The sequence below is a fragment of the Microbacterium sp. HM-570 genome (genome assembly GCF_054165885.1).
The window spans coordinates 385,381-409,974 of the sequence record NZ_CM135111.1; the positions used below are offsets into that span (position 1 = coordinate 385,381).

The 24,594-nt window shown below is 62.2% G+C and carries 17 protein-coding genes and 1 tRNA gene; 10 read left to right on the top strand and 8 right to left on the bottom strand.

Annotation, left to right across the window (positions count from 1 at the left end):
* Window positions 1-18 precede the first annotated feature (18 nt).
* The 3 genes from ACT9TC_RS01845 to ACT9TC_RS01855 form a co-directional block, all read right to left on the bottom strand.
* Window positions 19-6,648 carry a DUF4011 domain-containing protein gene (locus ACT9TC_RS01845; protein WP_458041759.1) on the bottom strand — a complete coding sequence of 2,210 codons (6,630 nt, stop codon included), beginning with the start codon at window positions 6,646-6,648 and terminating at the stop codon, window positions 19-21.
* A 119-nt stretch (window positions 6,649-6,767) separates the two neighbouring features.
* Complete coding sequence (locus ACT9TC_RS01850; RefSeq protein WP_458041760.1) at window positions 6,768-6,965, bottom strand: hypothetical protein; 198 nt, start codon at window positions 6,963-6,965, stop codon at window positions 6,768-6,770.
* Window positions 6,962-7,594 carry a nucleotidyltransferase family protein gene (locus tag ACT9TC_RS01855; protein WP_458041761.1) on the bottom strand — a complete coding sequence of 211 codons (633 nt, stop codon included), beginning with the start codon at window positions 7,592-7,594 and terminating at the stop codon, window positions 6,962-6,964. Before ACT9TC_RS01855 ends, ACT9TC_RS01850 begins: the two co-directional genes overlap by 4 nt.
* A 547-nt stretch (window positions 7,595-8,141) precedes the next feature.
* On the opposite strand from ACT9TC_RS01855, the gene ACT9TC_RS01860 reads away from it, so the two are divergent.
* From ACT9TC_RS01860 to ACT9TC_RS01870, 3 genes are read left to right on the top strand one after another with little or no spacing between them, the layout of a single operon-like run.
* A complete protein-coding gene (locus ACT9TC_RS01860) occupies window positions 8,142-12,962 on the top strand; it encodes a DEAD/DEAH box helicase (protein WP_458041762.1) in 4,821 nt (1,606 codons plus the stop codon).
* Window positions 12,963-12,988: 26 nt separating this feature from the next.
* Window positions 12,989-15,175, top strand: a complete 2,187-nt coding sequence (locus tag ACT9TC_RS01865; RefSeq protein WP_458041763.1) for an ATP-dependent nuclease — start codon at window positions 12,989-12,991, stop codon at window positions 15,173-15,175.
* Window positions 15,176-15,226: 51 nt separating this feature from the next.
* Window positions 15,227-16,630, top strand: coding sequence for a DUF2130 domain-containing protein (locus ACT9TC_RS01870; RefSeq protein ID WP_458041764.1), 1,404 nt, complete (start codon window positions 15,227-15,229; stop codon window positions 16,628-16,630).
* Window positions 16,631-16,721: 91 nt separating this feature from the next.
* On the opposite strand, the gene ACT9TC_RS01875 is transcribed toward ACT9TC_RS01870, so the two are convergent.
* From ACT9TC_RS01875 to ACT9TC_RS01890, 4 genes are all read right to left on the bottom strand, one after another.
* Window positions 16,722-17,003: a HigA family addiction module antitoxin gene (locus tag ACT9TC_RS01875; RefSeq protein ID WP_458041765.1), complete on the bottom strand. Its 282-nt coding sequence runs from the start codon at window positions 17,001-17,003 to the stop codon at window positions 16,722-16,724.
* Window positions 17,004-17,175: 172 nt separating this feature from the next.
* Complete coding sequence (locus tag ACT9TC_RS01880; RefSeq protein WP_458041766.1) at window positions 17,176-17,526, bottom strand: HepT-like ribonuclease domain-containing protein; 351 nt, start codon at window positions 17,524-17,526, stop codon at window positions 17,176-17,178.
* Window positions 17,516-17,821 (bottom strand): nucleotidyltransferase family protein, encoded by a 306-nt coding sequence (locus ACT9TC_RS01885; RefSeq protein ID WP_458041767.1) that lies wholly within the window; start codon window positions 17,819-17,821, stop codon window positions 17,516-17,518. Before ACT9TC_RS01885 ends, ACT9TC_RS01880 begins: the two co-directional genes overlap by 11 nt.
* An 83-nt stretch (window positions 17,822-17,904) precedes the next feature.
* Window positions 17,905-18,846 carry a LysR family transcriptional regulator gene (locus ACT9TC_RS01890; protein WP_458041768.1) on the bottom strand — a complete coding sequence of 314 codons (942 nt, stop codon included), beginning with the start codon at window positions 18,844-18,846 and terminating at the stop codon, window positions 17,905-17,907.
* 124 nt (window positions 18,847-18,970) lie between these two features.
* Between ACT9TC_RS01890 and ACT9TC_RS01895 the strand changes: the two genes are divergently transcribed.
* The 4 genes from ACT9TC_RS01895 (at window position 18,971) to vapC (ending at window position 21,769) form a co-directional block, all read left to right on the top strand.
* The gene (locus ACT9TC_RS01895) at window positions 18,971-19,963 is read left to right on the top strand and encodes a DUF1852 domain-containing protein (protein WP_458041769.1); all 993 of its coding nucleotides are present in this window, start codon (window positions 18,971-18,973) and stop codon (window positions 19,961-19,963) included.
* A gap of 20 nt (window positions 19,964-19,983) precedes the next feature.
* Window positions 19,984-21,021, top strand: coding sequence for a methionine synthase (locus tag ACT9TC_RS01900; protein ID WP_458042984.1), 1,038 nt, complete (start codon window positions 19,984-19,986; stop codon window positions 21,019-21,021).
* Window positions 21,022-21,167: 146 nt separating this feature from the next.
* A complete protein-coding gene (locus tag ACT9TC_RS01905) occupies window positions 21,168-21,368 on the top strand; it encodes a type II toxin-antitoxin system VapB family antitoxin (protein ID WP_458041770.1) in 201 nt (66 codons plus the stop codon).
* Complete coding sequence (gene vapC, locus ACT9TC_RS01910; RefSeq protein ID WP_458041771.1) at window positions 21,365-21,769, top strand: type II toxin-antitoxin system VapC family toxin; 405 nt, start codon at window positions 21,365-21,367, stop codon at window positions 21,767-21,769. The genes ACT9TC_RS01905 and vapC overlap by 4 nt, the downstream gene beginning before the upstream one ends.
* 287 nt (window positions 21,770-22,056) lie before the next feature.
* Here the strand turns inward: vapC and ACT9TC_RS01915 are convergent.
* Window positions 22,057-22,129: transfer RNA gene (locus ACT9TC_RS01915), tRNA-Glu, on the bottom strand.
* A 162-nt stretch (window positions 22,130-22,291) separates the two neighbouring features.
* On the opposite strand from ACT9TC_RS01915, the gene ACT9TC_RS01920 reads away from it, so the two are divergent.
* From ACT9TC_RS01920 to ACT9TC_RS01930, 3 genes are all read left to right on the top strand, one after another.
* Window positions 22,292-23,515, top strand: coding sequence for an integrase catalytic domain-containing protein (locus ACT9TC_RS01920; RefSeq protein WP_458040749.1), 1,224 nt, complete (start codon window positions 22,292-22,294; stop codon window positions 23,513-23,515).
* 135 nt (window positions 23,516-23,650) lie between these two features.
* Entirely contained in the window at window positions 23,651-24,289 is a 639-nt protein-coding gene (locus ACT9TC_RS01925) for an MBL fold metallo-hydrolase (RefSeq protein ID WP_458041772.1), read from the top strand.
* 8 nt (window positions 24,290-24,297) lie between these two features.
* Entirely contained in the window at window positions 24,298-24,426 is a 129-nt protein-coding gene (locus tag ACT9TC_RS01930) for a hypothetical protein (protein WP_458041773.1), read from the top strand.
* Window positions 24,427-24,594: the final 168 nt, after the last annotated feature.

Here is a 24,594-nt window from a genome sequence, read left to right on the forward strand (position 1 = left end):
GCGGACAACACCAACGAGCTACGACTCGCGCGGAGCCGCCAAAAACGAGCCCCTCCCCATCCGCACGAGTCTGTTCAGCGCGAGCGCAAGTTCCAGAGCCTGATCCAAGCGCGCAGATATCTGCTCCGTGAGACGCTTACCTCCAAACAGGGACAAAGCTTCGCGCTTAATCTCGGTCTCACCGATGCCTCCGCTGAGCTGGGCGACCACGGCCATGGCGTTCGCGATCTCAACGAGGCTCACGTGATCGAGCGCGCGCCCCTCTCCGGGTTCGCTCGTCCGGACGACATGCCACGAGCGAGGCTCGATGCCCATAGGCCAGACAAAGCTGGGATCAACTGATCGAAGATAGGCGGCGGAGAGCTGCGTGAGAATCGCGGTGGCGCGAGAGCCTTGAACTCGCGAGAGCCCGAACGCTTCCGCGACGAGCTTTGCAAGCCGCACGCTAGCGATGGGTCCTTCGTGCTCGATAGCCGCGAGCAGCGCAGCCCTGACGCGCTGCGCGGAAAGTGCACCAGGAAGCCCGTCAAGGACGTCAGTACCCCCAAGATACGGCGGCCTCCACGGATCGAACACAACAAGATCTGGATGCCGTGACCGACCGACTGGCGACGTCGACACCAGAGTTCGAGCTACCGGTTCCAGAACCGCCGATGCCCGCACCAAAGGACTCTCCAATGGCTCGGTAGGCGATGCAGCCGCACCGTCCACTCCGATCGGCGCGGCCGACACATCGCGCTTAGTGACAATCTCATCTGCCGCGTGCGCTTCTGCCGCAACGGTGACCGCAGAAACAAGACGCTCGACGGTGGCGTCGCGCTCCTGCAGCCAGGCCGGTAGCCAAACACGTTCGACCGCCGGCCAGCGCATGAGCCCGCGGAGTACCTCCACGGGTAGCCCATCACGGTCGGCGACTGTGCGACGCGAGCGCCAACCCTCGCCGTCCAACAGGACAGCCACCAACGGCTGAGTTGGGTCAGTCGCCGACGCCAGAGAGAGATCGACGCGGAAGTCCGACAGACCCACGTCCGTCCTGACAACGACCCCGCGAGATCTCAGTTCAGTCGCGATGTCTTCGCGGTGCCGATCGTTCACGGCCTCACGGAGCGCGGAATCGTCGCGTACCTCGGTCCCGCGCTGCGCGAGCTCGAGGTACGCCTTCAGATCCTTGACTCCACGCGATGAAGTCTGCTCGGCTCGGAGGTCGACGGGGTCAAAGCTCGAGTACAGGATCACCTGTCGGCGCGCCCTCGTCACGGCGACATTGAGACGACGCTCACCACCGGCGCGTGAAAGCGGTCCGAAGTTCAACGGGAGCATCCCGCGGTCGTTCGCGCTGAACGCGACGGAGAAGAGGATGGTGTCGCGTTCGTCGCCCTGTACGCTCTCGAGGTTCTTCACGAACAGCCCGTCCCGTTCGTCCATCGCACGACCGATTCGTTCGTCCGGGGCATCGCGCAGCATGTTCTCGATCAAATCCCGCTGCTGCACGTTGAACGTGATCACGCCGAGGGACGGCGTCTCGTCGGCCGAGCGGGCGAATCGCTCAGAAATCTCACGAACGATCTCCTCTGCCTCGACCTTGTTGGTGCGCAACACCCCGCGACCGCCAGAGCGCGCAAATTGACCGGGAACTCGCACGAGTGAGATCCCGTGGTCAACGCGCAAAGCTTCACCGGCACCGGAAGCCGCCACGTCCACGCTGTCGACTGTGCGAACGGGCGCCGGGAATGACGACAGCCTGCTGTCGTAGTAGTGGTGGTTGCTGAACGAAATCAGCGCCTCGTCCTGACTCCGGTAGTGCCACGACAACCATTTGCTCGGGACACGTGCCTGCGTGCATTCCGTCAAGATCGACTCTTCGTCAGCGACCGGCATCGCCGCCGATTCCTGTTCGTCCTCAGGATCGACGCTGATCTCGGCGAACGAGGTCGGCGGCATCTGCTTCGAGTCGCCCACGACGACCACAGATCTCGCGCGGCCCATCGCACCCACGGCGTCGGCCACGCGAATCTGGGATGCCTCGTCGAAGACGACGATATCGAACATGCCTGATCTCGCCGGGAAGAAGCGTGCGACGGATTCCGGGCTCATGAGCATGCACGGCGCGATCTGCGTGATCAGGTCGCCGTACTTCTCCATCAGCGCTCGCACACTGTCGCCCCCGCGCTGACGCGCCAACTGGCGCTTGAGGGCTCCCATGTCGCCACCATCGAACGCGGCGTCGAATCTGCGCAGACTCAGAATCTCCGCCGGGATGGCGCGCGGAAGCTCGTCGCGTATCGCCGATGAGCTGTCGGTGAAGCGAGTGATCGCCCGATCGTGCGCGACGGGATCGAACGACGAGAGCGCCGTCGCCTCTTCGCGTTCCTCGATCGACGCAGCAGCGAGACCCTTGTCGAACGCAAGCGAAGCATCGTCCGCATCCACCCGGCCCGCCAGGATCCCGGCGCGCGCATCGGTCATTCCAGCTCGTCGCAGCGGTTCGAGGTGATCGAGCAGACCGATCCAGCGATTGAGAGTCACCGGCTCGGCGGTCACGACGTTACGAGCGCCGCGGGTCTGCTCCCAGGCGGGGATGACACCAACGTCACCCGCCCAGGTCGTGAACCGATCCTGAGGGGATCCGTCGGCAGGGCCAGAGTGTGGCTGTGCCACCAGAGCGCGCCACGCTTCGGCGATAGCACCGATCCGTTCCGCCGCAAGCGCTTCCGAGGATGTCGTGGCGTAGTAACCACGGAGATCTTCTCGGAGGTCACCCGCTGGCGAGAGGTCGGAACCAAGCAGGCGCGCGGTCTCTGCCAAGTCGTCGACCGCAACGACGATTGCGTCGGCAGCACCTGGCATGAACGGATTCCAAGCGCTATCGATAAGAGGCGCAGGAAGTTGAAGGAACCCGTTCCTGACCGTCGCCATACGTGAGGCAGAATCCACAACCGCGGCGGTGATCGTCGACAGTTGCTTGAGAGAAATCGTCGACTTGTCGACGACGAGGTCGGGCGCAATCATTTCGAGAACGGCGCGACGACGCTTCTTCCGCCCGAAGAAAGAAGACTCGTCGGCGGCGACAGCCGCGGCATGAACGCTCGCAACGTCGCGCCCCACGACGCGGGCATCTAGCGACGTCAGCCATCCTGAACCGGGAGCCAACGCCAGCGTGTCGGCACGCAGTCGTGCTATCTCGGCAGCGCCTACCGGCGCCGCCGCGTAGTCAATCGCGTCGAGCGAATACCGAGGGGCTCTGGCGACTTTGGCCCATATGTCTAGCTGCTCCGGTCTTCTGACGTGCGCGAGGATGTCCCCCGGCACCCGCTCCTCCGATGCACCCACCAGAGCCCCATCGAATTCCTGAGCCGCCTGGTGCACCGCCACCGCGTCCACGCGCTGCCCGTTGGCAATGTCCACGAAGCCCCAAGGATGTAGCTCGGCGGGCCGAGCCAGATCACTCACGGCGGCCAGCGATCTCAGGGCAGAACGCAGTTCGTCGAAGTCCTGCCCGGTGCCTCCGCTTGCCAGCGAAGCAGGCACATCGAGTGCCACCACGTCTTCGGGCGCGGCGAGTAGATGTGCTCGCGCCGAATACAGGGAGTAGCCCGCGGCATTCGGCTCATGCAGACGCTGCGCGTATCTCGAAAGAGTCCCACGGCTCGTTTCGGATGTCTCTCGTTGGGTGTTGAGCGCAGCCATATCGGGGCGCGCCTGCGCCTCGAGCGCCTTTCGTAGTTGCTCCCGCACCGCCATCGGGCGCGCGCCCTTGTCGTGCAGGTCCAGCGAGAACGGGCCTAAACCAACTGCATCCAGACGCGCTTTCACAACATCGAGCGCTGCACGTTTCTCGGCTACGAAAAGCACGCGCCGCCCGGCTGCGAGCGCTCGTGCAAGCAGGTTCGTGATCGTCTGCGATTTGCCGGTACCGGGAGGACCTTCGAGTACAAAGGTCCGGCCCGCGACCGCTTCGGCCACGGCTTCAAGCTGTGATGAGTCGGCCGACACAGGCACCTGTGTCGCCAACACGTCCAGGTCAACGTCGACCGGCCGGGGCGCCCACTCGACGAAGGCGTCGGTGGGTGACTCAGCGAGGTGGCGAACAAGCTCGTTGCCGAGCAGTTGCTCCCAGTTGTCGTCGAGGTCCTTCCATAGGCGAAACTTCGCGAACTGCAGGATCGCGAGATGCACTGACTCCTCAACGACGAAAGGACGCTTCGCGTCGATCATCGACTGGCGGACAGCGTTAAAGACTTCGGGCAAGTTGATGCCGGAAGCATCCTCAGCGGGATTCTGGAGGCCGGGAATCTCGAGGCCGAAACTGACACGCAGCTTCTCAAGGAGACAGTAGTTTGGTGTCGATGCCCCCGCCTCGTCCAGAACGATCTTGAAGGACTGGCCTCGCGAAACGCTCTCGAGCGTGACGGGCACGAGGATCAGGGGCGACGTGAGCTCCCGATCGTTAAAGGTCCACCGAAGCGTCCCGAACGCAAGATAGAGGTTGTTCGCGCCGGTCTCTTCCACCAGCGTCTTCGCCTTGCTCGCGAGAGCGCGCAAGCGGTTGGTGTAGGTCGCCGCGGTGATGTCAGAGAGATACGCCTGGCGCTTGTCGGCCAGGAGGGCTTCGCGATTAGTTGGATCGAGATCGCGACCGAACCGGATGCCTCGCTCTCGCGCGATCTGGGGCACGCCGTCGGACGGCAGCAGACTAATGCTCTGCTTGTCGTTAATCATGTCTTCCAGACGAGGAAGAGCATCGCCCGGCACCGCGAGGGCGTAGCCCGCTCGATCAGTGAAGTTGATGAGGCGATTCCGCAGCGTGAGGTCGAGCAGCTTGTTCTTCCACTGCGAAACCCGAGGGGGCGGCACCGGGCGGCCGGCCGACGAGCGAGTAGTTTCGCCAGGAACATAAGGGGCCATCGACGAGGTCTCGGTCAGCCGGTACTCCGTGACGACAACCTCGCCCGTCTCGCTACGTGCACGGCTGGGCAGCGGAAGGATTGCATTCTCGCGCGCTCCGCGGATATCGGTAATCCCCAAGACCTCGTGCCGTCGCTCAACGAGGTATGTTCGAGCCGCTCGTCGCGCATCCTCAAAAGACCGGGATGCCTCACCGCCGGTGACCATAGTCGTCTCGACCAGACCGATCTTGCCCAACTCGGCAAGGTTGATGACCTCCTCGATGTCTGTCGTCGCGGGGTCGCCCAGCGTTGCGTCTTCACGCCAATAGCCGAGGAGAATGTGGTTCTCGGTCAACCACAGGGTCGAGTTGATGCCGACCTGCTCGAGGAGCGCAGCAAGGGTGACGGTTGTGTCGAGGCAGGTGGCGAGACGATCACCCAGGACTTCGTGCGGAGTCCGCACCTTCTGCCCCGAGATTCCCCAGCTCGCGGGCGGCTCAGCGTAGCGAATGTCGCCGTACCTGACCGCATCCCAAATGGATTCGACCGTAGCGTCGACACGTTCGGGATTGTCGCTCTGATAGCCGTCGAGGTCGGATCGACCTGTTGCCTCGCCGAGGCGATCCGAAGCGGCCTGGAGGACCGGTGCCAAAGCGGTCGCCTGTGGTTGAACGAAAGATGCCAGAAGTTCGAGCCCCAGGTGCAGCTCGCGAGCGATCCACTGATTCGCCGCGAGCACAATGACGTCGTTTGCAACTTGGGTGATCACGACACCGCTCGAGTCACGCAGGGTTGCGCGGATCTGACCGGGCTGCTGCGTATCGACCGCGAGCATCGATCCGGGATCGAGCATGAGCAGGTCAGGCGCGGTCACTACAACCGTGCCGTGAGGTGCCAGATCGAGCAACACGATCTTGGGCCCTCCGAGCGAACCCGTCGCGCACGTCGCCTCGATCTCGAGGGAAGCACCGCGAAGCTCTGGACCGTCGTATGCGATCCGCACCTCTTGCACCGCAACGATGCGCGCATGGGCGACGGCGTAGCTCAGCTCGGCAACGGATTCGATCGCCAGCTGCGCAAGTCCGACAGGTTGCGGCGGCGCGGGCGGCGCGGATGGCTGGGGCTCATGAACCTCGCGCAGGCTGCGGCGAGTGGGAGGAGCCGGAATCGAGCCTTGCTCCCCCGAGTCCGGTGCGGTGACGGGTGCGGGAGCGACCGGCAAACCGTGAACTGCAGGCACGGCCGACTGGCTCTGCTCCAGCCCGGGTTTCGGTGACATCCGTGCCGGCGGGGGCATCGGGAGTGGCTTCGCTTGGGTGCCAGACAGAGCGGCCATCACCACAGGTTTGCGGGCGGCAACTCGCGACGCCTCCGCGTCAGCCCCGATCTCGCGCAGTAGCAGCTCGGCTGAGTCGAGTGCTCGATACATTTCTGCTGCGGTGAACTCGGCCTGGTGCGCATAGCGATTTCGAACCTCTCGCAGCTCGCTCGCCCAATTCACGGCCTGCCGCGAAAGGCGTCGGTCAAAGGGGTAGCCGAGAGTCCCCAACTTCTCCGTGATGACTCGCAACATCAAGCCGATGTCGTTCGTGTGGTGATGGGTAGTCGGACGCCCGGCCAACGCATCCTTCTCGGCGATGACCTGCACCCAGGTGGGGCCACCCGGCAACTGCTCAGCGAAGGTGACCTCGATGAATGGGCGCAGGCCTTCCGCCAAATCGTCTAACGATTCCCCGACCAGGTAACGAGCTTCATTCGCCATACGCTGTCCTCCCAGACCGGCGACAGGTTGAGGGCGTGGCCGGGCAGTCCCATTCGGGAGCCTAGGGGAAGGCGTCGGAATCTCCCAGGGACGGGCCTCAGCCGACGTGAGTCAGGCCTTCACCCCGCGCTCGCGGCCCGCTCCGCCTCGCCGCGCGTCTTCTCGTAGAGCCCCATCGCCACCAGCACTTCCACGAGCGCTGCAAAGTCGCTCTTTTGAAGCAGGGCCTTGATCGCGCCACTGTGCCCAGCGTCCGATGCGTACAAGACGTCCTCGAGCTCAGCTGGTTTGACCGGCAAATGACGAATCGCCGTCATACCGCGCCAGTTGCCACGGGCGGAAGCCTCGGGCCGAAGATGTGGATGCTCTGGCCAGCGACATCTGCGATGAATGGATCGCTCTCTAGGAGACGCTGGTCGAACTCGGACCGTTCGAGGGAGAAGACCTGGGCCTCGTTGCCAGTGATGCGCGTGACGTGCTCCGCGAGGTGATAGTCGAATGCGGCCCGGCCGTCTGCATCGAATCCGCCTGGATACGCAACGAGCAGATCGATATCGGAGTCCATCGTCGACTCTCTCCGCGCGACGGAGCCGTAGAGAACAACAGAGACATCGCGCACGCCCGGAACCTCGTCAGGCGCGTGCTCACAAAAATCCCGGATGCTATCGATGACCCGTGAACGTGCGCCCAGGCCCATCTGGATTACCGGCCAGAGCACGTGCCCACGGTTGGCGCGGTAGATGATCGCGGGTGGCCGGGCCTCGGCTACCACTACGCCAATCCGGACGAGGTTCCTCAGTGCGCGATGCACACTCGACGTCGAGCCAATTCCAGCGAGCACGTGAACCTGTCGACCCGAAAATCCCGAGTCGGTGCGCGCGAGAACTCGCAACACGGCCGCCTCGACAGGGGTCGTGAGTCCATCCAACGGCTCACTCAGGTTCATGTGACGATATTGGCACGATTGTCACGAATATGGAACGCCCTCGGCCGTTGAGCAAGCGCTGCTGGCTCCCTCCTCTCACCACGCGAGAACAGGGAGCTCATTCACACGGTAAAAGGTGACCCGACGCCAGATGCTGACAACATCGACCGCGCGAAAGTCGGGACGGCCCCGCACATCGTCCACTTGTTCCAGACCATTTCCGTATCGGTGCACGTCTGGTCCTTGAAGATCCGCGCGCGACAACCATCCCCGCAGTGCATCCTCAGGGGAAGGCCAAGGATGATCGCGGTGCAACCTATCCGTCAGCAACATGACTGCGCCGCCAGCAGTGACGCACCCCTCTTCGTAGCGGGCAATCCAATCCGTCATCAGTCCTCCAGAACGAGGATGCAGACTTCCGCCTACTGGTCGGCTCCGCGTCCGTCGTTTTGGGGGTGCATAGCCTCGATGAGTTGATGTGGAGGAAGCGCCGCGCTCGCGGGCCTGGCGAAGATGTGAACTGTGACCGATAACTTGGGACCACGGGCAAATTCGAAAGAGGCACCGCATGGCAGCGAGCATCCACGACATCCTGAGTGAGCTCCGCTCGGTCTCTTATGACGAGCGCGACAAGGGCGACCGCTTCGAACGGCTCATGCAGGCCTACCTCACGATAGAGCCGCAGTATGCGCAGCTCTTCGACGAGGTGTGGATGTGGACGGACTACCCGCAGCGCGGCGGGCGCAAAGACACCGGCATTGACCTTGTTGCTCGCGCTCGTGACACCGGCGAGCTGACGGCGATCCAATGCAAGTTCTTCGACCCATCGACGACGGTCACGAAGCCCATGCTGGACTCGTTCCTCGCGGCATCCAGCAAGAACCTCGACGGCAAGCCTGAGTTTGCTGCTCGCCTTGTCATCTCAACGAGCGACAACTGGGGCAGCAACGCCGAGGATGCGGTCGAGAACCAGAACCCGCCCGTGCAGCGGTTGCGAGTGCAGGATCTCGATGATTCCTCGATCGACTGGGACCAGTTCTCCCTCAACTCCCCTGGCGACTTGACGAAGAAGGCCGCAAAGCAGCCGTTCCCTCATCAAGAGTTGGCAATCTCGAAGGTCGTCGCGGGGTTCGAGACAGCCGACCGCGGCAAGCTGATCATGGCTTGCGGAACCGGCAAGACCTTCACGAGCCTCAAGCTCGTCGAGAAGGTCGTGCCCCGTGGCGGCACCGTCCTGTTTCTCGTTCCCTCTATCTCACTGCTGTCCCAGACGCTGAAGGAGTGGACGATCGAGTCCGCTCTTCCGCTGCGCTCGTTCGCCGTCTGCTCGGACGTGAGCGTCGGCAAGCGAAAGTCCGACGAAGACATCCCGGTTACCGATCTCGCCTACCCGGCGACAACGAACACCACGAAGCTCGTGGCTAAGTTCTCAGAGATACCAGACGACTTCGACGGCATCACCGTCGTGTTCTCGACCTACCAGTCGATTGACGTCGTCGCCAAGGCGCAGTCCGAGGGTGTGCCCGAGTTCGACCTCATCGTCTGCGATGAAGCGCACCGGACGACCGGTGTCACGCTGGCTGGCAATGAAGAGTCCGCGTTCGTCAAGGTGCACAACCAGGACTACATCAGAGGCAAGCGGCGCCTCTACATGACGGCCACGCCGCGCATCTACGCTGACGCCAGCAGATCCAAGGCCGAGGAGGCCGGTGCAGTCCTGACCGACATGGACAGCCCCGAGTTCTACGGCGAAGAGTTCCACCGTCTCGGGTTCGGCGAGGCCGTCTCGATGGGGCGACTCACCGACTACAAGGTGCTCGTGCTCGCCGTGGACGAGTCGTACATCTCCTCCCGCTTCCAGCGCCTGCTGGCTGACGAGAATAACGAGCTGACCCTCGACGATGCCGCGAAGATCGTCGGATGTTGGAATGGCCTCTCCAAGCGCTCGCTGACTCCGGAAGAGTTCGCCCTCGACCCCGAGCCGATGAAGCGAGCGGTCGCGTTCGCCAAGAACATCTCTGAGTCGAAGAAGATCGCCAATCTGTTCGAGCGGGTCGTCGAGGCCGAGATCGACCTCATCGATCAAGAGACGGACGAGAGCGCATCGAATCTTCTCGATGTGGAAGTGCACCATGTCGATGGCACCTACAACGTGCTCGACCGCAACAAAGAGCTCGACTGGCTGAAGCAAGATCCCGGCGCCGGCAACGCCCGCATCCTGACCAACGCCAAGGTGCTCTCCGAAGGCGTGGACGTTCCCGCTCTCGACGCGGTGATGTTCCTCAACCCCCGCGACTCCGTCGTTGATGTCGTGCAGTCTGTGGGTCGGGTGATGCGCAAGCTGGAGGGCAAGAAGTACGGCTACGTCATCCTGCCCATCGGCGTGCCCGCCGATATGGATCCGGCGACCGCGTTGAACGACAACAGGAAGTACAAGGTCGTGTGGCAGGTGCTTCAGGCCCTTCGCGCGCACGACGAGCGCTTCGACGCGATGGTCAACAAGATCGACCTCACGAAGTCCACCGAGGGCAAGCTCTCTGTCATCGGCGTCGGCGGTGGAGGCAAAGACGACGACAAGAACGAGACCGGCAACACCGCCGTCATGCTCGACTTCCCCGCTCTCGACCAGTGGCGCGACGCGATCCTCGCCAAGATCGTGCAGAAGGTCGGCGAGCGTCGCTACTGGGAGAACTGGGCCAAGGATGTCGCGGGCATCGCCTCTGACCACATGACCCGTATCAAGACGCTGGTCGAGGGCTCAGATGCGACTCTGCACGACGAGTTCGCTCGTTTCTTGAAGGGGCTGCAAGACAACCTCAACCCGTTCATCACCGAACGGGAAGCCATCGAGATGCTCTCGCAGCACCTCATCACCAAGCCGGTGTTCGACGCCCTGTTCGAGGGCTATGCCTTCAGCGACCACAACCCTGTCTCGCAGGTCATGCAGCACATGATCGATGCGCTCGAAGAGCAGCATCTAGAGAAAGAGACCGAGAAGCTCGACAAGTTCTACGACTCTGTGCGCACCCGCGCATCCGGAATCACGGATGCCGCGGCGAAGCAGCAGATCGTCAAAGAGCTGTACGAAAAGTTCTTCCAGACCGCCTTCTCGGGGACCAGCGACCGCCTCGGCATCGTCTACACCCCCAACGAGATCGTGGACTTCATCATCCACAGCGTCGATGACGCGCTGAAGGCGGAGTTCGGGGCGAGCCTGTCGGATAAGGGCGTGCACGTCCTCGACCCTTTCACCGGCACCGGCACCTTCATCGTCCGGCTCCTCCAATCCGGACTCATCAAGCCCGAAGACCTCGCCTACAAATACCGGTACGAGCTGCACGCCAACGAACTGGTGCTGCTCGCCTACTACGTCGCCGCGATCAACATCGAAGAGACTTACCACGACCTCGTCGGTGGCGACTACGTGCCCTTCGAGGGCATCGTGCTGACCGATACGTTCCAGATGAACGAGGCCGACGACGAACTCGACAACCACGGCGTGTTTCCGGAGAACAACGAACGCGCCGAGGCGCAAAAAGCGCTCGACATCCGTGTCGTCATCGGCAACCCTCCATATTCGAAGGGTCAGGAGTCCGGCAACGACAACAACCAAAATCTCAGCTACCCAACGCTCGATTCGAAGATCGCCGCGACGTATGCCGCACGCTCCACGGCGCAGAACAAAAACAACCTCTACGACTCCTACATCCGCGCAATCCGCTGGGCCTCCGACCGCGTCGGCGACCGAGGCATCGTCTCGTTCGTCTCTAACGGCGGGTTCATCGACGGCAACACCGCAGATGGTCTCCGAAAGAGCTTCGCGGCCGAGTTCAACTCCATCTACGTGTTCAACCTTCGCGGCAACGCGCGTACCGCTGGTGAGCAACGACGCAAGGAGAAGGACAACGTCTTCGGTCAGGGAACGCGCACTACCGCCGCCATCTACCTGCTCATCAAGAACCCCGACGGCCCAACCCTCGGCAAGGTCTTCTACCGAGACATCGGCGACTACCTCACCCGCGAGCAGAAGCTCGAAGCCGTCCGCAGCGCTCGCAGCTACACCGGCATCGACTGGATACCCATCACGCCCAACGCCGAGGGCGACTGGGTCAACCAGCGCAACGCCGAGTTCGAGTCGTTCACACTCCTCGCTTCCAAGGACAAGAGCGATTCGCGCGAACCTCGCGTCTTGACCACCTACTCTCGCGGGTTGGCGACTGCGCGCGACGCATGGGTCTACAACTACTCGCGTCTTGCGCTGGAGCAGAACGTCAAGCGCATGATCGAGTTCCATAACCAACAGGTGGACGAGGCTCGAGTCGCACGAGAAGCGGGCCTAGCGTGGAATCGAAACGACGACGCGGGCAAGATCAGTTGGAACCGCGCCGACGAGAGCAGTCTGCGACGCGGGAAGATGTTGAAGTTCGACAGCGATCGAATTCGGACCAGTGTCTACCGCCCGTTCTCGAAGCAAAAGGTCTACTTCGACCGCGGCCTCAACGACATGGTGTATCAACTCGATAGAGCCTTCCCCTCCGCTGAGACCGACAATTGGGGCTTCTACCTCAATGGGGTGCACGCAACGAGCGAGTTTGCAGTGCTCGCCCTCGACGCCCTCCCCTGCCTAGACATCTACGGGAAAGGGGGCCAGTTCTTCCCCCGCTACAGCTTCGAACAACGCGAACACGACGGTGATCTACTCTCTGCCCTCGATGATGACGGAACAGGCTACAGACGCATCGATAACATCACCAACGAGATCCTCGAGGACTATCAAAAGACCTTCGGGCGGGAGATCACGAAGGACGGCATCTTCTTTTACCTCTACGGCATCCTTCACTCTCCCGACTACCGCGAGCAGTTCGAGGGCGACCTCAAGAAAATGCTCCCGCGCATCCCGAAGGTCAATGACTTCCACGCGTTCAGCGATGCGGGGCGGAGGCTCGCCAAGCTTCATTTGGGCTACGAGACCGTCGAGTCATACCCGCTCCACGAACAGCGCAGCGCAAACGCGAGCTACGGCGTCGAGAAGATGAAGTACGCCAAGTCAGGCCGCGTGGCCGACAAGACCACGGTTATCTACAACAGTGGTATCACCGTCTCCGGCATCCCAGACGAGGCCCACGAGTACATGCTCGGTTCCCGTTCTGCCATCGACTGGATCATTGAGCGCTACCAGGTCAAGACCGACAAGGCGTCGGGGATCGTCAACGACCCCAACGACTGGGCCGAGGAGCAGGGCAATCCCCGCTACATCCTCGACCTGCTCGCGCGCATCGTCACCGTGAGCGTCGAGACAGTGAACATCGTAATGTCGCTCCCACCACTGGTGATTCTGCCGGAATCGGGCCGAGTGCAAAGTTCACCCGGCGGCAGCCAGGATGCGTAGAGCCGCGGAATAGAAGAGGGGCAAACGTGAAGATCACGCGTATCAAGATCGAAAATTTCCGCGGGTTGAAGGAGGTGACGATTCCCCTCTCTGAGTTCGGCTGTTTCATTGGCGAGAACAACTCCGGCAAATCCTCCGCCCTCCAGGCGATACTGCTTTTGCTCCCGAGCTCGAGCAAGAAGCCCGGCCCATCAGACTTCTACGATCAGACCAAGTCGATCCGCATCGAGTTGCAAGTGACCGAAATTGTTCAGTCCGATCTCGATCGCATCGCTACCGATCAGCACAGGGCCAGTTTCGCCCCGGACGTCGTGGACGGGTCAGTGCGCTTTGTGAGGCTGGTCGACCCGCCTGTGCAAGGCGTAGTCAGCAAGTCACAACTCTCTATCTCGAAGCTCGGCCCCGCAGAGGAGCGTTGGACACAAAATTCCCTTGCGGCTCTGATGAAGGGGCACTCAGGGGCCGAGCTCCGTGCGGTCATTGTGCAGGAGTTACCTGAGCTGGATAGCTTGCTCCCCGCGAAACCCACTCACGCGAAAGCTCAAGAACTTCGTGAGTCGCACGTGAGCGAGATGACGGCTGAAGAGTTGGTGTACCGGGACGAGCCTCTCGGCACCGGGCTCGATGCCGGAATCAAGAATTTTCTGCCTGAGCCTATCTACATCGAGGCAGTGAAAGATGTTGCCGACGAGGTGAAAACCACCGATACCGCTACGTTCGGCAAGCTGCTGGGTATATTGCTCGAGGAAGTTCAGGACCAGTTCTCGGAGGTTGAGGAGCAGTTCCGGGAGATCCAGAAGAAGCTCAGCCGAGTGACTGGCGAAGACGGAATACTCGTCGACTCGCGGCTCGACGAGGTGAAGACCATTGAAAGTCTGATCAACCAGTTCGTCAATGAGACCTTTCCTGATGTGGGCCTTAAGATCCACGTTCCGATGCCGAAGATGAAGACCATTCTCTCGTCCGCGGAAATATCTGCTGATGACGGACATGAGGGTCCGATTGTTTCCAAGGGCGACGGGCTGAAACGCGCCGTAGCGTTCGCCATCCTTCGCGCCTACACGTCGCTGCGCTCATCGGGAATAGCAAATGCCGGGACTGTCAAGGGCCATTACTGGCTGCTGTTCGAGGAGCCGGAACTCTATCTGTACCCTCCTGCACAGCGCCAACTCTTCGCTGCGCTAGAAGTCTTCGCCAAGGATTACCCGGTTCTCGTCACCACTCACTCTCCGATGTTTTTCGATGCAGACACCACTGAGTCGTTTGTAAGGTTCCGAAAGGTGAGGCCAGACCCGGCATCTTCTCCGCACACAACGGTTTCGCCAATATCGATCGGGAGCGACCTATCTGCCAAGACGGCATTTCAGATCATCTGTCACGAGAACAACAGCATTGGCTTCTTCGCCAAGAAGGTAGTGCTGGTTGAAGGCGACAGCGACGCACTTCTACTGCCACATCTTGCCAAGCTGTTGAACCCGAAGTGGGACGCAGTCGAAATGAACATCGCATTCGCCCGCACCAACGGCAAGGGCAACATTGCGAGCTATCGTTCATTCTTCAAGAAGTTCGAGATACCCGTGCACGTCGTATGCGACCTCGACGCGCTCATCGGCAGTTTCGACAAGCTTGAGCCGAGCGAACTCGCAAGAACCGCACGCGGCGCCCTGCTGCAACTGGTGGATCAAGAGATCACCGAAGCGCGCGAAATTACCGAAGGTGAGGCCAAGGAGATCGCAGCGAAGGGCGAAGCCCATGCCCTCTGGGGAGCCGTGGAGAGCGCTCGATCAGTGCTCGACGACACCCCAGAGTCGTTCGAGGCGTTGAGTCGCGCTGTTGACGCGTTCTTCGCGTTTCGACGGAAAGGAGACAGGCTCGCTGTTCTCGAGTCTGCAACCGGCGCCATCCAAGCAAAGAAGGCTGAACTCATCGATCTGTTGCGTGAGTCGAATACGAATGTGCTTTCGCTCGGGGCGATCGAGAGTTACTACGCCAGTCGATCGCAGCAGCGCGACAAGGTGAAGCAGGCGATCGAGTACCGCAGCGCCTGCTCGACTCTTCACATGTACCTCGCGGACCTTGGTGAATCTGGGGTGAGCATCAAGACGGAACTCGAACAGGTCATGAAGAACATCTTCGAGAACGAAAGCCCCATCCATGAAGTCGCGGATCCCAATGCCTCCGCGCTCCTCGCGAACGCGACATCTCTCCCCTAGATCCAGGGGCGTTTGCGGCACACTCTGTTACCTATCGAGAACGGAACCGACGTGCACGAGATCTTCTGCCCGAGTTGCGGCAAAGCATTCACCATCGATGAGGCTGGCTACGCCGACATCCTGAAGCAAGTCCGCGACGACGATTTCGAGAATCAACTGCACGAACGGCTCGAACTCGCGGACAAGGACAAGAAGTCGGCGATCGAACTTGCCGAGGCGAAGGTCACCGCCGAGCTGCAAGCGGCAGCCGCGAAAAAGGACTCTGAGATTCAGGATCTGAAGGCGAAGATCGACGCTGCCGAGGCCGCGCAGAAGCTGGCAGTAGCCGAGTCGTTGGCCACCGCCGAGAAGCAGCGCAACGCGCTGGCGAATGAGCTCGAGAAGGCGAAGACCGAAAAGCAGACAGCGCTCGAAATCGCGGAAGCCAAGCTCGTCAACGAGCTGCAGAAGGCGGCAGTCGCGAAAGACACTGAGATTCAGGATCTGAAGGCGAAGCTCGACGCCGATGCCGTCGCGCGAAAGCTCGCCATCACTGAGGCCGTCGGCGTGGTCGAAAAGGAGCGCGAGGAGCTGAAGAGCGGTCTGGCGCGGATCGAGCTGGAGAAGCAACTCGCCGAAGCCGCGCTGAAGGACAAGTACGAGACGCAGATCAAGGATCGCGACGAGCAGATCGAGCGCCTCAAGGACTTCAAGGCGAGACTCTCGACCAAGATGGTCGGCGAAACACTTGAGCAGCACTGCGAGACGACGTTCAACCAGATCCGGGCGACTGCCTTCCCGACTGCCTACTTCGAGAAAGACAACGACGCACGCACGGGCAGCAAAGGCGACTACATCTTCCGCGAAGCCGACGGCGCAGGAACCGAGATCCTGTCGATCATGTTCGAGATGAAGAACGAGTCCGACGGCACGGCGACGAAGCACAAGAACGAGGACTTCCTCAAGGAGCTCGACAAGGACCGCAACGAGAAGGGTTGCGAGTACGCGGTGCTCGTCTCGCTACTCGAACCCGACAGCGAGCTGTATAACTCGGGCATCGTCGACGTGTCGCACCGATATCCGAAGATGTACGTCGTTCGTCCGCAGTTCTTCATCCCGATCATTACGGTGCTCCGGAACGCGGCTCTGAACTCGCTGAAGTACAAGGCCGAACTCGCACTGGTGAAGGCGCAGAACGTCGACATCACCAACTTCGAACAGCAAGTCGAAGAGTTCAAGAGCACCTTCGGGCGCAACTGGCGACTTGCTTCGGATGGCTTCGAAGAGGCAGTGAAGCGCATCGACGAGGCGATCAAAGACCTCGAAAAAACGAAGGACGCGCTCCACAAGTCCGCGAACAACCTTCGGCTTGCGAACGACAAGGCGCAAGATCTGACGATCAAGAAGCTCACGAAGGGCAACCCGACCATGGCGACGAAGTTCGCTGAGCTGGAGCAGGGCACGCTGGAAGACTGAACGTCAGGCCAGTGAAGCGCCGGCCCGCAATATTCGATGTCGCTGAAGCGCAATATTCAGTGGCACCCAAGACGTCGACTACTCAGCGACCTCACGCGACGACGAGCGGACGGACGTCGTACTCCTTGCCATCTAGCTCCTGGGCGAGGTCGTAGTTCGTCTGCATCGCGAGCCACGCGCGTGCGGTGCCGACCCCGGCACGCTCGAGCCGCACGGCGAGATTCGGGCTCACCCCCGCGTGACCGTGGATCACACGACTGAGTGTCACACGAGATACACCGAGGCGGGCCGCAGCCTCAACGACGGTAAGCCCGAGCTCCCCGAGCACGTCTTCCCCGAGTACGAAGCCGGGATGCGGCGGATTCTTCATCATGTTCGTTCCCTCCTCAGTGGTAATCCTGGTGGTCGACGAGTTCCACGTCTTGCCCAACGAACCGGAACGTCACACGCCAGTTGCCATTGACCCAGATCGACCAGTGATCGGCGAGATCACCGTCGCGCGATGATCCCGGTCTCGAACGCGTTCTGGTGCTGAATGGTCACGGTCAGGGGTCACCCGCCTCGTGGAGCAACGTCTCGAGGATGTCGATCAGTCCGGGCAGATCCTGCACCGCCGTCTCGTAGATGCGAGTGTCGATGATCTCCGCGTAGCCGTGAATCAGAATGTTCCGCAGCCCCACGGCGTTCGCCAGTCCGGGAACCCGGGCCGCGGTTTCAGGATCGATGCGCCGAAGGGTGTTCAGCGCCTCGCCAATAATCTCGAACTCGCGCTCCACCGCGCGGCGGCGCATCAGCTCCCGCGAATAGTCCTCTCGCGACGTACCGGCGAGAAACGTACCGATCGTCTTCGCCGCGTCGACGGCGTCCCAGAGGGGCGCACCAGATTCAGGCCGCATAGAGGTCCACGGCCTCGCCGAACGCCTTCTTGGCGAAGTAGGGGTTCCGAACCGCACCAGCCTCGACCAGGTCGACCTCTCGTCCCACAATCCGTTCGAGCGCGTCCTTCAAACCGAGAAAGGGCGCTATGCCCCCGGGCGCATCCGCGCGAAAATCGACGAGAAAGTCCACATCACTCGTCTCAGGGTCGAAACTCACGCTGACCGCCGAACCGAAAATCCGCAGCCGCGCAACACCGAATTGTTCGCAGGCGCGTGCGAGCGCAGTGCGGTCAAGCGCAGCCTGGGTGAGCATGTTCCCCAGAATAGAGGCTGAGACGCTCGAGATGGCGGTTCCAACCGCTGACCGCGAGGCGATGTCGAACGCCGCGCCCGCCCCTACCCGAGCAGCACCACCCCAAACCCCGCCACCACAGCACGCACCTCCGCGAGGTAGCGCTGCGCTTGCTCGGTCAGCGGGATGGCGGAGTGGCCGATCCATCCGATCTCGATGCGTTCGTCGATGTCGAGCGGAATCGCGGTGATCTCGGGGTCCAGGTCGTCGCTGATGATGCCCGTCGAGATCGTGTAACCGTCGAGCCCGATCATCAGGTTGAAAATCGTCGCGCGATCCGAGACCCGAATCTCTTGCTTGCTCGACAGGGTCGAGAGGATCTCCTCGGCGAAATAGAACGAGTTGTTCGCGCCCTGATCGAACGTCAGTCGCGGCAGATCCGCGAGATCGGCGAGCGTCACACGATCTCGCGAGGCGAGCGGATTCTTCCGCGAGATGAAGATGTGCGGCTCGGCGAGAAAGAGCGGGCGGAACGCGAGCCCCGAATCCCGCAGCAACTTATCGATGACGTTCCGATTGAAATCGTTGCGATACAGGATGCCGAGCTCGCTCCGGAGCGTCCGCACATCCTCGATGATGTCCCACGTGCGCGTCTCTCGCAGCGAGAACTCGTACTCGGCCGCCCCGCTGGCCTTCACCATCCGCACCATCGCATCGACCGCGAACGAATAGTGCTGCGTCGACACCCCGAGCAGGCGACGCGACGGCGGGCGCCCGAGGTACCGCTGCTCGAGCAACTCCGCCTGCTCGACGACCTGCCGGGCATACCCCAGAAACTCCGCGCCATCTGTTGTGAGCGTCACCCCACGGGCGGAGCGCAGCAGCAGGGCATGGCCCACCCGCGACTCGAGCTCTTTCATCGCCGCCGACATGGTCGGTTGCGAGACATACAGCAGGTCGGCGGCCGCGCTGATCGATCCCTCTGCCGCGACCTCGATGAAGTAGTGGAGCTGCTGGAGAGTGATACCGCTGGAATCGCGAGCCATAGGTAAAGGCTATACGGAGGTATAGTCCCGGCAAGTTTCTCGATATGTAGGCCTCAGCCCCACCATGGACCCACCGACTTCCGCACGGCCGAACCCGGCCGATCAGCCACTGGATGGGCCGCTCATGACGAACGCCTTCACGTTCCACATCACCACCACCCGATTCGACGAGGACTACTCACCGTCGGACAGTTCGCGCATCACCACCAACTTCGCCAACCTGGCCCGGGGCGAACACCGACAGCAGAACCTGCGCAATGCCCTGACGATGATCGACAACCGGTTCAACGACCTCGCGCACTGGGACAACCCGAACCGTGACCGCTACACCCTCGAACTCGAGATCGTCTCGGTCGCGATGCAGTTCACCACCGAGGGCGAGGATCAGGAGTTTCCGCTGCTCGAAGTCCTCGACATCCAGATCCTCGACCGGCACACCGGCACGCGTCACCACGGAATCGTCGGCAACAACTTCTCGTCCTACGTGCGCGACTACGACTTCAGCGTCCTGCTCCCGGCGATCAAGAACGCCCCGACCGATATCGCCGTGCCCGAAGACTTCGGTGATCTGCACGGCAAACTGTTCCAGAATTTCATCGACTCCCCCGCGTATCAGGAACGATTCCGGATGTCTCCGGTGATCTGCATCAGCGTCTCGACGAGCCGGACGTACCGCCGCACCGAGAACCAGCATCCGATTCTGGGTGTCGAATACGTGCAGGACGAGTCCTCGCTGACGGACGAATACTTCGCGAAGATGGGGCTACACACCCGCTACTTCATGCCCGCTGGCAGCGTCGCGCCCTTGGCGTTCTACTTTCGCGGCGATCTTCTGAACGACTACGCGAACCTGCAGCTCATCGGCACGATCAGCACGATGGAGTCGTTCCAGAAGATCTATCGACCCGAGATCTACAACGCCAACGCCGCCGCACCGGCCATCTACCGACCGAGCCTCGACCAGCACGACTACTCGCGCACCGAGATCGCCTACGACCGCGTCGAGCGCAGCCAGCTCGCGGTCACGCAGGGCAAGTACACCGAAGAGCACTTCGTACGACGTCACCGCACGGTGCTGAACCAGTGGGCCGCCAACTACCCGACGCCCGTCGGATGAGCACCGGAAAGTCATCGATCATGCAGAAGCTCTTGCCTACCTCGATCGTCGGTAGCCTGCCGAAGCCGCTCTGGCTCGCGCAGCCCGAGACCCTCTGGTCGCCCTGGAAGCTCGAGGGTGACGAGCTCATCGAGGGCAAGCAAGACGCGCTTCGCACGGCCGTGCACGAGCAGCGCCGCGCAGGCATCGACATCATCAGCGACGGCGAGCAGACCCGGCAGCACTTCGTCACGACGTTCATCGAGCACCTCAGCGGGGTCGACTTCGAAAGGCGCGAAACCGTACGCATCCGGAACCGCTACGACGCCAGCGTGCCGACCGTCGTCGGCGCCGTGAGTCGCGAGAAGCCGGTTTTCGTTCAGGATGCGGCATTCCTGCGCCAGCAGACCGACCAGCCGATCAAGTGGGCGCTGCCCGGTCCGATGACGATGATCGACACCCTCTACGACGCCCACTACAAGAGTCGCGAGAAGCTGGCATGGGAGTTCGCGACGATCCTCAACGACGAAGCGCGAGAGCTCGAGGCGGCGGGCGTCGACATCATCCAGTTCGACGAACCCGCATTCAATGTGTTCTTCGATGAGCTTCAGGACTGGGGAGTCGCAGCACTCGAGCGGGCGGCGGAAGGGCTGCGCGCCGAAACGGTCGTGCACATTTGTTACGGGTACGGGATCAAGGCGAACACGGACTGGAAAGAGACCCTCGGGTCGGAGTGGCGCCAGTACGAAGAATCGTTCCCGCTGTTGCAGAGGTCGACCATCGACACGATCTCGCTGGAGTCGTACAACTCTCGGGTGCCGTTGGAGCTCGTGGAGCTACTCCGCGGCAAAAAGGTCATGCTGGGCGCGATCGACGTGGCAAGCGACACGATCGAAACACCGGATGCCGTGGCCGACACGTTGCGTCGGGCGCTAGCGTTCGTCGATCCCGACAAGCTCATCGCGAGCACGAACTGCGGCATGGCGCCGCTGCCGCGCGGTGTTGCGCTGGCGAAGCTCGGGGCGCTGAGCGCCGGCGCGGCGATCGTTCGCGCGGAGCTGGGTGGCGTGGGGGTCTGAGCCATGGAGAAGACGGAGCGACGCAGGGAATTGCAGCGGCGCAAGATGAGGTGACGCGGGGCCAGGTGCCATTGCCGGCATCTGGCAGGGGCTGATGCAGCAGTGATGTCATTCGCATGTGTAGTGTTCTGTGTAAGGAGGCGCACATGGCCACGAATCTCGCAATCGACCCAGAACTTCTCGACCACGCATTCCAGATCAGCGGGGAGAAATCGAAGAAGGCCGCGGTTACGCTTGCGCTCGAAGAGTTCATCGCTCGCCGCGAGCAGGCGCGAATTCTGGAACTCATCGGCGGCCTGGAGTGGGATGACTCGTTCGACTACAAGGCCGAACGCTCGCGCGAATGAGCCTGCTGGTCGACACGAGCGTCTGGTCGCTTGCGCTCCGACGCGATCGTCCGGCGGCGAGTACAGAGGTCGACGAACTCGTGCGCGCGCTCGGCGGTGACGACATCGTCGTGACGACAGGGCTCATCCTTCAGGAACTACTCCAGGGCGTCGTTCCCGCGCGCGGACGGACGCAAATACTCGAGCGATTCGCAGCAATGCCTCTGGTGGAGCCCGACCGGGACGACTACGTCGCGGCCGCCGACCTTCGAAACACCTGCCGCGCGGGTGGTGTGCAGATCGGAACCGTCGACGCGCTGATCGCGCAGCTTGCCATCCGGCACGGGCACATGCTCTTGACCGCCGATCGTGACTTCCTGCATGCGGCACCACTTGTCGGGCTGCGGGTGTGGCACCGCTGACGGTTGACCGCGCGTGGAAACACCGGGGCTCGGAACACCGCGCTTCAAGAAACACCGCGCTTCAAGAAACACCGCGCTTCAAGAAACGAGGTGACGCGGAGCGCTCATGGAGCGCCCCGCTGGGACTCGGAACGCCGGGCGGGATTCGCCCCCACCGCTCCTCCACACGCCGCGATGCGGCGCGCGGAGCCTCTGCCGCGTGGGCCCACCCGCGGGTGACGGGGCCTCGTCCCGATGGGGACGGAAACGAAAAAATCCCCCGGGAATCCGGGGGATTTTGTCGTTTGTGACCCCAGCGGGATTCGAACCCGCGTTACCGCCGTGAGAGGGCGGCGTACTAGGCCGCTATACGATGGGGCCTCACAAGACAACCTGACAAGTATGCCACGCCACGACGGAGGCGACAAATCAGCGACGTGCCTCAGTTTCTTTGAGCGCGTGGGGTGTGTTGGTGCCTCACATACTTTGAGCGCGAAGCTTGCCTGTGTGGAAGGCAAGATTGAGATGGCCGCGAGGCGACAGGTGACGAACAAACTCCGTGACGCGTACCGGAAAGCATCGAAGCACGACAAGGCCCGGATCCTTGACGAGGTGATGAGCACGACGGGGATGGGCCGATCAACGGCGCGGCGGATGCTGACGGGGCCGGTGCTGCCGGATCCGGCGAAGCAGGTCGATAGACGCCAGTTGCGGGCCAAGACGTATAGCGATGATTCGAGGCGGCTGCTGGAGCATGTGTGGGCGCTGATGGGCATGCCGTGCGGGAAGTACCTCGTGGTGATGCTGGAGCTGTGGATGCCGCTGCTGCACGCTGCCGGCGACCTCGACAAGCCATTCGTGACACCGCAGACGATCGTCGAGCTTCAGACAATGAGTCCGGCAACGATCGACCGGTATCTGAGCCCGGCACGTCGGGCGATGCAGTTGCGGGGGATCTCTACGACGATCCCGTCACCGCTGCTGCGCAACTCGATCGGGTTGTCGAAGGTCGGGGATGCCCCGGTCACGGCACCCGGGGTGATCGAGGCGGACACCGTCGCGCATTGCGGACCCACGTTCGTCGGCGAGTTCGCACGCACGTTGACGATGACCGACATCGCCACCGGGTGGACCGAGAACGCCTCGATCCGCAACAACGCGGCCAAGTGGATCGTCGGCGCTGTCGGCGATCTGCAGAACATGTTCCCATTCGAGCTGCGCGTGTTCGACTCGGACAACGGATCGGAGTTCATCAACCATGATGTCGCGGACTGGCTCCAAGCCCGTGACATCGCCCAGACCCGGTCCCGCCCTTACAAGAAAAACGACCAAGCGACCGTCGAGTCGAAGAACAACCACGTCGTCCGCAAACACGCGTTCCATTGGCGCTACGACACCCCGGACGAGCTCGCGCTGCTGAACGAGCTCTGGCGGCTCGTCTCACTACGGTTGAATTTCTTCACCCCGACGAAGAAGCCCACCGCATACGCCACCGCGGCCAGCGGGCGCCGCACACGCCTCTACGACGCACCGAAGACACCCTGGCAGCGAGTGCGCGATTCTGGGGTCCTCACCGCCGAGCAAGCCGACGTCGTTCAGGCCCGGATCACCGGGATCAACCCCGCCGATCTGACCCGCCGGATCAACCAGATCCAGCTCCAACTCATCGAGCTATCACAAGCCAAAACCGAAGCCATGACCACCAGCCGACACCTCGACATGACATCCTTAGAAACGTCGATCCGTCGACTCCAAACAACCAAATGAACCGCAAGCCTCGCGCTCACCATACGTGAGGCACCGCATCACCCTTCGCGCTCACTTCTAGATGAGGCACCTCGATCAGCGCGCGCCACGCCGCGACGCTTGCTCGAGGGCTCGAAAAAGCGGTTGACTCAGAGCATGCGCCTGACCAAGAACGAACACGCTGCCCTCCTGCTCGAAGAAGCCGGGCACTCCCTCATCATCGATCCGGGCGTCCTCAGCACCCCCTTCCCCGACCTCACCGGCGTCGTCGCCGTCGTGCTCACCCACGAACACCCCGACCACTGGACGCCCGAACAACTCGACCGCATCCGCAAAGCTTCCCCCGGCGTGCCCATATACGGACCCGAAGGCGTCGCCACCGCAGCCGCGGGCTACGACATCACCGTCGTCGGCCCCGGCGACACCGTCGACATCGAACCCTTCACCCTCCGCTTCTTCGGCGGCGCACACGAGATCATCCACAGCTCCATCCCCCAGATCCAGAACGTCGGCGTGCTCGTCAACGACGTCTTCTACTACCCGGGCGACTCCTACGCCGTACCCGAAGGCGTCGACGTCAAGGTGCTCGCCGCACCCCTCGGCGCACCCTGGCTCAAGATCTCCGACGCCATCGACTTCGTCCTCGCCGTCGCACCCCGGCGCGCCTTCGGCACCCACGACATGACCCTCTCGGTCGTCGGCCGCGACATGCACCGTGCCCGCCTCCAGTGGGCCGCAACCGAAACCGGCGGCGAATTCCTCGCGATCGAACCCGGCGAATCGATCGATATCTAGGACACCGGATGCTTCGCCTCGCACGCATCGGCCAGACCCTCGCCGTCTCGCGCATCGACGAGCCCGCGGATGTCAAGGGCCCCGCGGTACGCGCCCGGGCGACCGACGACTACGTCATCGTCACACCTCCGGGCTGACCCCGACCATCCGCGAACCTCCACCTCTGTCATCAACGAAGCCTGAAAACGGGACATCCGTGAGGTCTCCTGCACGGGATGCGGGTGGCCTGGAGCGCGGGCTGCTCAGATGAGAGAAGTCTCATCGCTGCGGCCACAAACTCGCGTCAATCCAGGCCTTTTCGGGAA

What these genes read in the sequence shown, in the direction of transcription:
- ACT9TC_RS01845 (WP_458041759.1), bottom strand. Translation starts at nt 6,648, where the DNA reads ATGGCGAATGAAGCTCGTTACCTGGTCGGGGAATCGTTAGACGATTTG.
- ACT9TC_RS01855 (WP_458041761.1), bottom strand. Translation starts at nt 7,594, where the DNA reads ATGAACCTGAGTGAGCCGTTGGATGGACTCACGACCCCTGTCGAGGCG.
- ACT9TC_RS01895 (WP_458041769.1), top strand. Translation starts at nt 18,971, where the DNA reads ATGACGAACGCCTTCACGTTCCACATCACCACCACCCGATTCGACGAG.
- ACT9TC_RS01925 (WP_458041772.1), top strand. Translation starts at nt 23,651, where the DNA reads ATGCGCCTGACCAAGAACGAACACGCTGCCCTCCTGCTCGAAGAAGCC.
- ACT9TC_RS01905 (WP_458041770.1), top strand. Translation starts at nt 21,168, where the DNA reads ATGGCCACGAATCTCGCAATCGACCCAGAACTTCTCGACCACGCATTC.
- ACT9TC_RS01900 (WP_458042984.1), top strand. Translation starts at nt 19,984, where the DNA reads ATGCAGAAGCTCTTGCCTACCTCGATCGTCGGTAGCCTGCCGAAGCCG.
- ACT9TC_RS01880 (WP_458041766.1), bottom strand. Translation starts at nt 17,526, where the DNA reads ATGCGGCCTGAATCTGGTGCGCCCCTCTGGGACGCCGTCGACGCGGCG.
- ACT9TC_RS01875 (WP_458041765.1), bottom strand. Translation starts at nt 17,003, where the DNA reads ATGATGAAGAATCCGCCGCATCCCGGCTTCGTACTCGGGGAAGACGTG.
- ACT9TC_RS01850 (WP_458041760.1), bottom strand. Translation starts at nt 6,965, where the DNA reads ATGACGGCGATTCGTCATTTGCCGGTCAAACCAGCTGAGCTCGAGGAC.
- ACT9TC_RS01930 (WP_458041773.1), top strand. Translation starts at nt 24,298, where the DNA reads ATGCTTCGCCTCGCACGCATCGGCCAGACCCTCGCCGTCTCGCGCATC.
- ACT9TC_RS01860 (WP_458041762.1), top strand. Translation starts at nt 8,142, where the DNA reads ATGGCAGCGAGCATCCACGACATCCTGAGTGAGCTCCGCTCGGTCTCT.
- vapC (WP_458041771.1), top strand. Translation starts at nt 21,365, where the DNA reads ATGAGCCTGCTGGTCGACACGAGCGTCTGGTCGCTTGCGCTCCGACGC.
- ACT9TC_RS01885 (WP_458041767.1), bottom strand. Translation starts at nt 17,821, where the DNA reads ATGCTCACCCAGGCTGCGCTTGACCGCACTGCGCTCGCACGCGCCTGC.
- ACT9TC_RS01890 (WP_458041768.1), bottom strand. Translation starts at nt 18,846, where the DNA reads ATGGCTCGCGATTCCAGCGGTATCACTCTCCAGCAGCTCCACTACTTC.